An 11,890-nucleotide genomic window follows, 5' to 3' on the forward strand; every position below is an offset into this window, starting at 1 on the left:
CCTGTAAATGATGCCAATGGATATCGCTGACCTGTTGCGCGAAGCACTGCGCCACAGCGGCTGCAAGGACAGCCAGATCGGACATTTTGACAGTCACAGCACGATTGAAATGCAAATGAGGGATCTGCCCGATGTCAACGTCGGGGACGTGGACGGGGATATATGGGTCTGGGCCGCAGTCATGGAGATCGGGCCTGCACAATTGGGCCATAGCGCCGCTGCGTTGTTGCAGATTTTACTGCAGGGTTGCCCCTGGTCCCACAGTGGGCAGTTGCACCTGTGCGAGGTAGAAGGGCAGCTCGAGTTGCGGTTGATGTGCAACGAACACGCCCTCAGTGATGCCAGCCATTTCGCCCAGGCCCTGGACCATTTTGTGGTGGTGCTCGAAGAGCTGTACGGCATTCTGCGTCTGTGAGCGGGCGACTGGAGAGAACCGCTGCCCATCCTTTGCGACTGAGCGGTCCCTTGGTTGAAGCGGCGCTGGGCAACGTGGTGATCGGCGAGGTCTGTGAAGTGCGTCGGCATTGGCGCTTGCCTGATATTGCGGCCAGGGCGCAGGTCATTGGCTTCAAGCCCGGTGCTGTGTTGCTCAGTTTGCTCGGCGATGCGAAAGGCTTGTCCAGGGAGTCGATGATTGTGCCCACGGGCGCGACACTGCAATTGACCTGCAGCGACGCCTTGCTCGGCAGCGTGGTCGATCCCCGGGGCGTCATCGTCGAGCGCCTGGCGCCGTCAACGGCGGTGGCTCAACAGGACTATCCCGTGGATGCCGACCCGCCGTCGTACCAGCAGCGGCGCCCGGTGGCGCAGCCGCTGCGCACCGGCATTCGTGTCATCGACGGCTTGCTGACCTGCGGTGTCGGTCAGCGCATCGGCATTTTTGCCGCTGCCGGTTCCGGCAAAACCACCTTGATCAACATGTTGATCAACCACACTGACGCCGATGTATTTGTCATCGGCCTGATTGGCGAACGCGGGCGCGAAGTGACCGAATTCATCGAGCATTTGCGCCAGTCCGAAAAGCGCTCCCGTTGTGTGGTGGTGTATGCCACTTCGGATTTTTCGTCGGTGGATCGTTGCAACTCGGCCCTGCAGGCCACGGCCATCGCCGAGTATTTTCGTGACCAGGGTCGGCGCGTGGTGTTGTTGCTCGACTCGTTGACACGCTACGCCCGGGCTCGACGCGACCTGGCCCTGGCGGCCGGTGAAGCACCGGCGCGGCGGGGGTATCCGGCCTCGGTGTTCGATGCCTTGCCACGCTTGCTGGAGCGACCCGGTGTGACCGCTTCCGGCAGCATTACGGCCTGGTACACGGTCTTGCTGGAAAGTGACGATGAGCCGGACCCGATCGCCGAGGAGATCCGTTCCATTCTTGACGGCCATGTGTACCTCAGTCGTGCCCTGGCGGCCAAAGGTCACTACCCGGCGATCGATGTCTTGCGCAGCGTCAGCCGCGTGGCGACGCAAGTCACCCCGCCCGAGGTACAGCAACTGGCGGCGGCGACCCGGGAAATGCTGACGCGACTTGAGCAGCTGCAGATTTTCCTCGATATGGGCGAGTACACCCAAGGCGCCGATGCCGCCAATGACCACGCGCTGCAGCACCGCGAGGCCCTCACCCGGTGGCTGCGTCAACCCACGCAAGAATGTTGTGAACCGGAAGAAACCGTACGGAGCTTGCATGAACTCATTGCCTGATCGGCAGCGTTTGTTGGCGTTCAGTCTGTTTCGTCGCCAGCGTGGCGAGCGGGCCGTACTGCGTACGCAACAGCAATTGCAGCCGCTGCTAAAGGAGCGGGTCGATTTCGAAGGGCAGGAAGCTGCGCTGCAAAGTCTGCTGGCCAGTCATCGCGCCAACGACTGTGTGCTGGATCACGGGCAGCTGTTGGCGCTGCTGCGCAGGCAGGCCGTGATCCGTCGGCAGATCGATCTGTTGCGGGTCGAGCTAGATCGTGTGGATCAGCAGTGCCGACAGGTCGAGAAAACATTGAATGAGCAGCGCGAGCAACTGCGTTTTCTGCAGCGCAAACACGACAAGTACGAGCGGTGTGTCCAGCAGCTGTTGCGTGAGCAACGACTTGAGCGGGTGCGCCGGGAAGAGCGAGAGACAGAAGAAATGAGCGGAGTTCAGCGATGAAAGATGTATCTGTCATTTCACTTCTGCCGGTTCAGGCCCTGGACCCCGTCACCGAAGGCTCCATGGATGAGCTGCGAGACATGCTTGTATCTGAGCAAGAGGAGGAGCTGCCGCAAGGTGTACTGGAGCTTATGGCGACCTTGATCCTGCGTCATCGCCCCGTGATCGAAACGGGGCGCACAGGGTCTCGACAATCGATGGCCATCGCCCAGGCGACGGATCTCGAGCGCGACGAGGTACGATCGACTGCCCGGGTGGCGACGTCTTATCCACAAGCGAGCCCGTTGTACGGCAAGCCGATAAACCATTTGTTGCCGCAATCAATGGCAGCTGCTGCTTCCCCCATCAATCGGGTCACAGCGTCACCGCACTTGAATCCGCCAACTTCGAGTTCGGTTGAACCGGCATTGATCGGGCGTCCATCGATCGCGGTTGAGCCGGTGTTGATCGAGCGCCCATCGAGCACCGTCGAATCACTGTCAGTCGAGCGTGCTGCCAATTCCAGTGCACCGTCGGTACCCACCTTCGATGGGCCATTGCCCGAAGCCTTGTCGAGCCATCCAACCCCGCGCCAGGTGCCGTGGGTTGCACGACTTTCCATCCTTCCACCTGCGACACTGCAACCGCTGCCAGCGCTCGACGTAACGCTTGAAACCCTGTCGGGTTCGGACCGGAGTTTGCTGCAGGTACCGTTCAACAAAGGCACTGCCAGCGGACAAGTGACCATTAGCCGCGTGCCAGACGAACCCACCCGGAACCTGCAGCTCAGCCCGAGCAATGCCTTGGTGTTCGAGCAAATCAAGGTGCCCTTCGAGCAGGTTCGCGAGCCTGCCTGGCGGCTGACAGACAGCGGCGGCGAGCAACAGCGTCAGGGCTCCCACCAGGCGCCGGACGACGAGCAGGCCGAAGATCCCGGGCTTCCGGCATGAGCGCGTTGAAACTGCGCAGGGTCGACGCCCAGGCGCATGCCCACCTGCAGGCGGTTCAACGCTGGCGGTGTGCCGGTCACTGTGCAGGGGCGGGTCGGCTGCCAAAGCTGCCCGGCTATCTAGGTTTTCGCGCACGGGGTAATGACGGTGGCTGGCGGGGGCTGATCGTCGCCCGCGACTGGCTGCATCACTCGCTCCCCCAATTACAGTCGCTGTTGGCGGTCGAGTGCTCGGTGGCGAGTATCGCCGGGTTGTTTCGAGCGGTACCACAACCCTTGCTGCCGGGAGTGGAGGAGTTGCACTACCGGGAGATGGCCGATGTCGATTGTGTCGTCCCCAACGAACTGCCAACCCACGACTTGCCGTGGCTCGACACGCCTCTGGGGCGAGTGTGGTTTACGCAATTGCCCTGCGCACGCGTCGTTCATGAAACCCGGGGGGCCAACTCGTGGCTGAGTGATTTGCCGCTGCGTCTGGAGCTGATGCTGGGTGTCAGTCACCTGAGCGTTGCGCGCCAGATCCGACTGAACGAGGGCGATGTCCTGCGGATCATTCAGCGCACTCAACAATGTTGGCTGACGGATCGATGCCTCGGCGTTTTCACGTTTACCGAAGAGGGAATACTCATGCAATCGACCGTGGCCGATGCCCATCAACAGAACATGCCGGAACCCCGTTCAGAGGCCGGCCTTGATACTCTGCCGGTACGCCTGGAGTTCCTGCTCGCTACCCATGAAATCGACCTGGCCACGCTGTCGCAGATCATCGACGGACAACTGATCCCGCTGGCTGACGATGCCGCACGGCAAATCGAGATTCGCGCCAATGGCAAGCGAGTTGCCCGTGGGGAACTGGTGCAACTGGACGAACAGTTGGGCGTCGAATTGCTCGAGGTCTATCGGAAACCCCGCGATGAATGACGTCTCGCTGATCGCGCTGTTGGCATTCGCGTCCTTGCTGCCGTTTCTGGTAGCGGCAGGCACCTGCTACATCAAGTTTTCCATCGTCTTCGTTATCGTGCGCAACGCCTTGGGATTACAGCAAGTGCCGTCGAACATGGCCCTCAATGCGATTGCCCTGATGCTGGCGGTTTTCGTCATGACGCCAGTGATGAAGCAGGGGTATGGCTATTACAAGGCAGAGGCGGTGGCGTTCACCGATATCGAGTCAGTGGTGAATTTTGCCGAGAATGGTTTGGGCGGCTACAAGGACTACCTGCGCAAGTACACCGACCCTGAACTGGCGCTGTTCTTCGAGCGGGCCCAAACGGTGCAGGATGAACACGAAGCCGGTCTGCCTGCCGATGAAGAACTCACCCCCTCGTTGTTTGCATTGCTGCCAGCCTATGCGCTGAGTGAAATCAAAAGCGCGTTCAAGATCGGCTTCTATCTGTATTTGCCGTTCGTGATTGTCGACCTGGTCATCTCCAGCATCCTGCTGGCGCTGGGCATGATGATGATGAGCCCGGTGATCATTTCGGTGCCGATCAAACTGGTGTTGTTTGTCGCCCTGGACGGCTGGGCATTGCTGTCGACCGGGCTGGTCAAGCAATACCTGACCTTGCTGGCGTAGGGGCGGCCATGAACGATCTGGTCTATGCCGGCAACAAGACCCTGTACCTGATTCTGTTGATGGTGGCCTGGCCGATCATTGTCGCCACGGTGGTCGGCCTGGTGGTCGGGTTGATTCAGACCGTGACCCAGTTGCAGGAGCAGACGCTGCCATTTGGTTTCAAGCTGCTGGCGGTTGCGGCGTGCCTGTTTCTGCTCTCGGGCTGGTATGGCGAAACCCTGCTCGATTTCAGTCGTGAAGTCATGCGTCTGGCGTTGGGCTAGGCCGATGTCGGTGACCTTGTTTTTCGATCTGTACGCGTTGTTCGCCGCGGCGATTCTGGGCGTTGCACGGCTGGCGCCGATTTTTTTCATGCTGCCGTTTCTCAACAGCAGCGTGCTCACTGGCGCTGCGCGTCAAGCGGTCATTGTGTTGGTAGCGCTGGGGTTCTGGGCCTACGTTGGTGTGCCATTACCTGCCCTCGACGGGCTGGCGTTCTTTGGTCTGTTGCTGCGCGAGGCGGGGATTGGTGTATTGCTGGGATGCCTGCTGTGCTGGCCGTTCTGGGTACTGCACGCCATGGGCAACCTGATCGACAATCAGCGCGGGGCGATGCTCAGCAGCACTGTGGACCCGGCGAACGGTGTCGACACTTCGGAACTGGCGAACTTCCTCCAGTTGTTCGCCGCCGCGGTGTATCTCGAAGGCGGCGGCATGCTGTTGATGCTTGAGACCGTCGGCCACAGTTACCGGATCTGTGCGCCGGCTAACGGCTGCGAGCTGTACCTGCAACCGATCCTGAGCCTGTTGGATGCGCTGGTGAGCAAGACACTGGTGATCAGCGCGCCGGTGGTGGCCACTCTGTTGATCAGCGAAGCGTTGCTCGGCTTGCTGTCGCGGTATGCGCCGCAGATGAACGCATTCTCGGTGTCGTTGACGGTCAAGAGCCTGGTGGCATTGGTGGTGTTGATGCTGTATTTCGCCGTGCACCTGCCGGACGAAGTGCTGCGCATGGGAATGAAGTCCCAGGCGCTGGAGCATTATCTGGGTGCCGACGGGGAGGCGGTCGATGTCGTCCAGCGCCTCGAAGACTGAGAAGCCGACAGCCAAGCGCCTGCGGGATGCGTCGCGCAAGGGGCAGACGTTCAAGGCCAAGGACCTGGTGGTCACCTGCCTGACCCTGTGCGGCATCAGCTACATGGTGTTCAACAGTTCGCTGATTGAAATCATGGAAGTCTATCGACGCATCATCGCCAGTGACTTCGACGTCGACCTAAAAAATTACTCGGCGATGCTGGTGGTCGTGGGGCTCAAGGCGCTGCTGCCGCTGTTGCTGGTATGTGTCCTGACCAGTGCATTGCCCGCGTTGCTGCAAAGCGGTTTTGCCCTGGCCAGCGAAGCCTTGAAGCTGAACCTGGGTGCGTTGAACCCGATCAATGGCTTCAAGAAACTGTTCAGCCTGCGCACGGTCAAGGACACGGTCAAAGCGCTGTTGTATCTGGGCAGTTTTGCCCTGGCGCTGTGGATCGTCTGGGTCACGCAGCGGCAATTGCTGTTCGCCCAACTGTTTGCCCAGGCACCGGATCTGTTCGCCATCTGGGGGCATTTGCTGCTGGTGCTGGTGTTGGTGTTTCTGGCCTGTGTCCTGTTGATCGTGGTGCTCGATGCGCTCAGCGAGTATTGGCTGTTCATGAAAGATCAGATGATGGACAAGGACTCGGTCAAGCGCGAACACAAGGAGCAGGACGGCAATCCGGAAATCAAGGGACGTCGTCGTGACCTGCATCGGGAATTGCTGTCGGAACAGGTCAAATCCGACGTGCGCAGCTCGCGGATGATCATCGCCAACCCGACCCACATTGCCATCGGCGTGTATTTCCGCCCGGAAATCACCGTGCTGCCGTTCATCTCCCTGATGGAAACCAACCAGCGCGCCCTGGCCGTTCGAGCGTATGCCAAGGAGGTCGGTGTGCCGGTGATCAACGATATCGCGCTGGCCCGGCGGATCTTCAAGACCCACCAGCGCTACAGCTTCCTCCAGGTGCAGGAAATCGAAGAAGTGCTGCGCCTGTTGATCTGGCTCGAACAGGTCGAACAAGCCTGACCCCGATCCTTGTAGGAGCGAGCTAGCTCGCGATGGTCGTGAACGATAACGCGCAAAAAACTGACACCCAACGGCGCCCTCTGGTTTTTCGCGAGCGAGCTCGCTCCTACAGGGGGGCAGGGGTCGTTATCCATCCCGGCGTTGGCATGAGCGCAATTTGGCAGCGCCTTCGCCAGCGCTTTGGCTCAATGCATTGGTCAGCAGCGCTGACGTTTTTTCAGGAGTGTGGCTGATGAGTCGCAACAACAAAGAAGATGAACAGGTCGCCCTTGAAGTGGTGGATGCGGTGCTCGCAGGCGCGCCGTTGAAGGATGTGCAGGGCATCAGCGATGAGCAGATGAACAGCCTGTATGCCTTTGCTCACCAGTTTTATGAGCAGGGCCGGCTGGACGACGCCGAGAAGTTCTTTCACTTCCTGTGCATCTACGACTTTTACAACAGCCATTACTGGATGGGGTTGGCCGCGGTACACCAGCTCAAGCAGAACCATCAGAAAGCGATCGACCTGTATGCGATCGCCTTTGCCCAGGGCAAGAACGACTGGCGGCCGATGTTCTACACCGGCCAGTGTCATCTGGCGCTGGGTAAGGTCGGAAAAGCCAGGTTGTGTTTCGAACATGTGCTTGAGCAGGCCTCGGAAGATGATCTGCGCAAGCAGGCTCAGGTGTATCTCGACACCTTGAGTCAAATTGAAAAGGACTGTTCGGAGGACTGAACATGAGTGAAATCAGAAGCACTTTCAATCCGGCATTTCAGGGGGCATTGAGTCGAACTGACGCTTTTGAAAAATATGGCAAGGCCGCCGCCGAAGCTGCCAGGACGGTGGACTTTCAGAAAGCCGGCCAGGAGGCGCTGGCTCGCCTGATGTCGATGAATTACGAAGGTCAGCACGGCACATCCCCAAGTGGCGCGGGAAGACCAGTGCTGCATGCGCCACCGCCCCGTGCTGACGGTAATAAACAGGAAGCCAACGGTGATCTGTTCACGTTGTTGATGGCGATGATCAGCGAGCTGATTGGTGAGGTCGATGTCAACAAGCTGAAGAATCGCCTTGCGATGTTGCAAAGCATGGCCGGCGCTAAACAACAGGGGCATGAAAAACTGGCTGCCGAATATGCCGCTGCGGTCGAGGCATTGGCGACAGCCGAGGAGGCCATCGGCGGCAGCCAGGAAAAACTCGAGAAACTGCGCGAGCGTGTTCAGCATTTTCAGGGCCTGCTGGAGGAAAGCGAAGCCCGCCTGGCCGAACTTGATCCGGAGTCACCGGAATATGCGAGCGAGCTGGCGCATCGTGACCAGCTCAAAGGCGAGTTGGCGGACCATATCCAGACGTTTCAAAAAGCCACCAATGCTCACCTGAAACTGATCGAGATCGCCAATGCCTGTGCCAAAACCCTGGCCGTGGTAGCCGCGAAAGCACAGGAGGCCGGTCTCGGCGGTTCCTCCATCAAGGAGTCCCATGAAAAGACGTTGAGCAGCAGCGCGCTGGCGCTGTTGAACCGACTGAAAATCATCGAGCTGTTGGGGGAGTCCGCGCAGAACAAGGAGGAACTCAGTCAGGAGCTGTTCCAGGAGTTGCAGGCCAGGCTTCAGGAGCACATGAAACTTGAATCGGAAAAGTATCTGGAGGAAGTCCGCAAGGCCGAGGCGTTGCAAAAGACCATGGGCTGCATCGGCGCGATCGTCGGCGCCGTTTTGGCCGTGGCGACCATCGTTGCCGGCGTGCTGACCGCCAACCCGGTGCTTATCGCCGTGGGCGTGATCGGTGCGGCGATCATGATTTCCGATGCGGTGGTCAAGGAAGCGACCGGAAAGTCGTTCATGGCCGAAGCCATGAAACCGCTGACCACCGTGATGCAGGAAGCCATCAAGTTGTTCACCGAGCTCTACATCAAGTTGCTGTTGGCTGTTGGCGTCGATGAGGAAACGGCGAAGGACATTGCACAAATCGCCGGCATGATCCAGGGCATCGCCGCAACCCTGGCTGCCGTTGCGCTGGTGGCCGTCGTCGGGGTGCAGGTGATCGGCCCCATGGTCAGCGCCGTCGCTTCGAAACTGGCTTCGGTCATTGCCCAGGCGGCACCGGCGGCGATGCAGGCAGCCCGGCAATTGGCTACATCGGTGGGCAACTCGCTGACCCAGATGCTGACCCAACTGCGCAGCTTCATCACCAGTGGCGCCGACCCTGTGACACTCGCCCGTTACGCCGCCAACCTTGAGATCGCTCAGGCCTTCACCGAGTTCAGCAATGTGGCGGTGCAGGGCGGATTGCAGATCAGGAGTGGCGCACACCAGGCCCAGGCTGCCGTGCATTTGGCTGATGTGAAGGTGCGCATGGCGATCAGCGAGGAAATCACGTCCTACCTGACCCGACTGGTCGAGGATTACGGCAATGCGATGCAGGACAGAACCCGTCAGGTCGAGCAGGTGTTTGCCGATTTGCAGCGCAGTCATTCCGTGAGCCTGCATATCGCACGGCACGTTTGAGCATATGGATAAAAGGAGTTTCTAATGAGCGGATCCAGCCCTGTTGGCAGCACCTCGCCTGCGGTATTCATTCACGATCTGGCCAACGATGCCGGCCTGAGCGAATTGATTACCCAGGAACGGTTTTCAAAAGATCGCAATGACAAACGCCTTTCGGATTCGGCGTTGATCGACCAGGTCGTGGGAGTGCAAGTGCTCCATGACACTCAACCCACGGCGGTTACTGCCGAGGCGCTCAAAAACACCATTAATGCCTACCAGCCCTCCGATTCCGATTGGCAAGACTTTGCAGGGGGCATGAGTTTGCTCGACGATAAAGTCAGGAACGATCTGATGTTCGACCCCGGCGCCTGGGAAAAACACGCGAGTGTACTGGTTGCCGCCATCATCGCACTGAACATCGCGCGGGTAGCCAATGCGCAACTGCGCGGGCATTTCAGCGTCATGGCCGCCGACGCCGCCAAGTCCCAGGGCGCCGCCATTGTCGAGTCGGGCAGGGCCGCGCTCAACAGTGCCATCACCGCCGCCGTGGTTTCCGGTGCCATCGCCGGCTTCGCCATGGTCAAGACGTTCCAGGGGCTAGGGCTGAAGCATGCGGACATCAACCTGCACAAGCGCAACTCCCTGGACGCCGGCAACGTCGAACGCGACCTCAGGCGTGACCGAAACCGCGATGACTGGAACCCGCAAACCACCTACAAGATCAAGACCTTCGATGATTTTGGCCGCACCACCTCAGTCGATTTCAAACCCAAGGGCTCCACGCTGACACCTCAAGAACAAGCCTGGTTCGACGGGGAAATGCTCAAGGCGCAGAAAGTCGGGCAGACCTCGGACTGGTTGAGCCAGATGGGCGGAAAGGGCATTGAGAAGAAGCTGGAAATTGGTCGTGCGCTCAACGCAATGTCGATGAGCATGAGCCAGGTGGTGTCCGGCATGGTGCGCATGGCCGAGCACGCTGCACGTGAGCAGGAGGTCTTGCAGCAAAGTGCGCAGAACACCCAGAAGAGTTTGAGCGATGAAGTCGGGCAGAAAGATTCGGCCGAGGCGGCGCTGTTGCAAAAGCTGATGGAGATGGTGATGCAGCTGTTTCAATCGCGCGCTGAAGTCATTCGCGCCATAAGTGCTTGAGCAGGGGAACAGCATGATCATTACGAAAACCACGCTGTCAGCGCTTAAACCACCGGCAGATTTCAACGTGGGCACTGAAACATCCGTACCTGCTGAAATGCTTCGAGACGTCAATACCGCTTCTGCCTTGGCGGGGTTGCTCGAAAGCTCGACTAAAACGCTCAATCGTAGCCTTGAAAATCTTCTTAAAGCCCAACCGGACAAATTTCAGGTGCGGTCGCAGATGGGCGCGCAGCAAGTTGAGCAGTACGGCGCACTGATCACTCATTGCTTGCAAACGCTTTCTGCGGAACAGCGGCAGAAACTCTTCGAGCACAGCCTGCAAAAGATGCCCGTGCCGGCTGAGATTGTGGACGATTTCGAAGCTGGCGTGAAATCATCGAATGATTTTTTCGATAAGCTGCTTGAACTGATCGACCTGATCAAGAACGGTTATCTGGCCGGTTATGAACATATCATCGCGGCTTACTCGGAGTTCTTTAAGGACTTCAACGCGGAGATAACTGCAAAGTTAAAGGACTGGATTGAAGGCGCGAACGAAGGTAAAGAGGTCAAGATAAATGCGGGCGACATCAGGCACGCGTTGCATGCGCTGATTGGAAAGTACTCACCTCCAAATCCGGCGGCAGTATTGTTTCCCGCTCCAGGCATGGCAGGCGCTACCAGGGAGGAAGCAGAAAAATGGCTCAAGGCGTTAGGCCTGCCTGCCACCTGCCTTCACAATAACGGGGACGGCACGTTCAGCGTGGTCATGGACCTCGGGCCGCTGAATACGATGATGAACAGCCTGCCACCCAATGTTTATTGGATTACTTGGGATACCGCGAAATTCCAGGCCTGGCAAACCGGTTTCAATGCCCAGGAGGAACGCATGAAAAACATGCTGCAGTCCTTCACGCAGAAGTATTCGAACGCCAACTCTTATCATGACAATTTCAACAAGACTTTGTCTTCGCATCTCAATCAGTTTTCCGACATGTTGAAGGCTATGTTGAATTTTTGATGCGTATGAAAATAGCGTAATCAAGAAGTTTTCACTCTCATGAAGCGGGTGTCACGGTTCGTCTGAACTCGCCTTACGCCTGCTTCTCACTGCACTGGATAAAGAATGTCGAATGATTTGAGTAATGCTTTTGAAGTTGAAAGCAAGGTAATCAAGGTGTTGTCGGATTACTTTCCTGCGGGCCGACGAAAAATTCAGATCGATTCGCGGTTGCTGGAGGATTTGTGTGTGGACTCCATAAGTCTGGTCGAAATCGTGATGGCGCTGAATGAAACGTTCGGTATTGAACTGTCTGAGGCTGATGTCGGGACGTGGAGGACGGTCAAGGATGTTTGTTTTTCGGTGAAGGGTATGGGTGGTTTCAATGACCCAGATAAAAGCAGCCTGTAAATTGATGTGCTGTTAATCAATGTAACGAAAATTCCTACAACGCTTTCCGGAAAAACATTTGATTTCAATAGCTAAGTCCTACGGATTAGTCCCGCTCAACTTTCTATAGTCGCGCAGCTTGTCATCTTGAGCCTGACCACCCACAGGCTCAATTGCGC

At 58.1% G+C, this 11,890-nt stretch carries 14 protein-coding genes; all 14 read left to right on the plus strand.

What is annotated here, in order from left to right; all coding sequences use genetic code 11:
- Window positions 1-7 precede the first annotated feature (7 nt).
- The 14 genes from AC06G5_RS08850 to AC06G5_RS08915 all read left to right on the plus strand — a co-directional run bounded on the left by AC06G5_RS08850 (window position 8) and on the right by AC06G5_RS08915 (window position 11,732).
- Complete coding sequence (locus AC06G5_RS08850; protein WP_480459253.1) at window positions 8-415, plus strand: InvB/SpaK family type III secretion system chaperone; 408 nt, start codon at window positions 8-10, stop codon at window positions 413-415.
- Window positions 412-1,698 (plus strand): type III secretion system ATPase SctN, encoded by a 1,287-nt coding sequence (sctN, locus tag AC06G5_RS08855; RefSeq protein ID WP_413422045.1) that lies wholly within the window; start codon window positions 412-414, stop codon window positions 1,696-1,698. The genes AC06G5_RS08850 and sctN overlap by 4 nt, the downstream gene beginning before the upstream one ends.
- Window positions 1,682-2,137, plus strand: a complete 456-nt coding sequence (locus AC06G5_RS08860) for a type III secretion protein (RefSeq protein ID WP_413422047.1) — start codon at window positions 1,682-1,684, stop codon at window positions 2,135-2,137. Before sctN ends, AC06G5_RS08860 begins: the two co-directional genes overlap by 17 nt.
- Window positions 2,134-3,066 (plus strand): SpaN/EivJ family type III secretion system needle length determinant, encoded by a 933-nt coding sequence (locus AC06G5_RS08865; protein WP_413705383.1) that lies wholly within the window; start codon window positions 2,134-2,136, stop codon window positions 3,064-3,066. Before AC06G5_RS08860 ends, AC06G5_RS08865 begins: the two co-directional genes overlap by 4 nt.
- Window positions 3,063-3,986 (plus strand): FliM/FliN family flagellar motor switch protein, encoded by a 924-nt coding sequence (locus tag AC06G5_RS08870; protein ID WP_413422051.1) that lies wholly within the window; start codon window positions 3,063-3,065, stop codon window positions 3,984-3,986. Before AC06G5_RS08865 ends, AC06G5_RS08870 begins: the two co-directional genes overlap by 4 nt.
- Window positions 3,979-4,638 (plus strand): EscR/YscR/HrcR family type III secretion system export apparatus protein, encoded by a 660-nt coding sequence (locus AC06G5_RS08875; RefSeq protein ID WP_413422053.1) that lies wholly within the window; start codon window positions 3,979-3,981, stop codon window positions 4,636-4,638. The genes AC06G5_RS08870 and AC06G5_RS08875 overlap by 8 nt, the downstream gene beginning before the upstream one ends.
- A gap of 8 nt (window positions 4,639-4,646) precedes the next feature.
- Complete coding sequence (locus AC06G5_RS08880; protein WP_128607088.1) at window positions 4,647-4,901, plus strand: EscS/YscS/HrcS family type III secretion system export apparatus protein; 255 nt, start codon at window positions 4,647-4,649, stop codon at window positions 4,899-4,901.
- A 4-nt stretch (window positions 4,902-4,905) separates the two neighbouring features.
- Entirely contained in the window at window positions 4,906-5,712 is an 807-nt protein-coding gene (sctT, locus tag AC06G5_RS08885) for a type III secretion system export apparatus subunit SctT (protein ID WP_413705381.1), read from the plus strand.
- Entirely contained in the window at window positions 5,687-6,721 is a 1,035-nt protein-coding gene (locus tag AC06G5_RS08890; RefSeq protein ID WP_480459254.1) for an EscU/YscU/HrcU family type III secretion system export apparatus switch protein, read from the plus strand. The genes sctT and AC06G5_RS08890 overlap by 26 nt, the downstream gene beginning before the upstream one ends.
- A gap of 232 nt (window positions 6,722-6,953) precedes the next feature.
- A complete protein-coding gene (sicA, locus tag AC06G5_RS08895) occupies window positions 6,954-7,436 on the plus strand; it encodes a type III secretion system translocator chaperone SicA (protein ID WP_413422059.1) in 483 nt (160 codons plus the stop codon).
- Window positions 7,437-7,438: 2 nt separating this feature from the next.
- Window positions 7,439-9,208, plus strand: coding sequence for a type III secretion system translocon subunit SseC family protein (gene sctE, locus AC06G5_RS08900; protein WP_480459255.1), 1,770 nt, complete (start codon window positions 7,439-7,441; stop codon window positions 9,206-9,208).
- Window positions 9,209-9,232: 24 nt separating this feature from the next.
- On the plus strand, window positions 9,233-10,339 hold the full coding sequence (locus tag AC06G5_RS08905) for an IpaC/SipC family type III secretion system effector (RefSeq protein ID WP_413422063.1): 1,107 nt from the start codon (window positions 9,233-9,235) through the stop codon (window positions 10,337-10,339).
- A 13-nt stretch (window positions 10,340-10,352) separates the two neighbouring features.
- Window positions 10,353-11,342: an IpaD/SipD/SspD family type III secretion system needle tip protein gene (locus tag AC06G5_RS08910; RefSeq protein ID WP_413422065.1), complete on the plus strand. Its 990-nt coding sequence runs from the start codon at window positions 10,353-10,355 to the stop codon at window positions 11,340-11,342.
- A 105-nt stretch (window positions 11,343-11,447) separates the two neighbouring features.
- Entirely contained in the window at window positions 11,448-11,732 is a 285-nt protein-coding gene (locus AC06G5_RS08915; RefSeq protein WP_413422067.1) for an acyl carrier protein, read from the plus strand.
- Window positions 11,733-11,890: the final 158 nt, after the last annotated feature.

It is taken from the genome of Pseudomonas sp. WT-JTC (assembly GCF_056711565.1).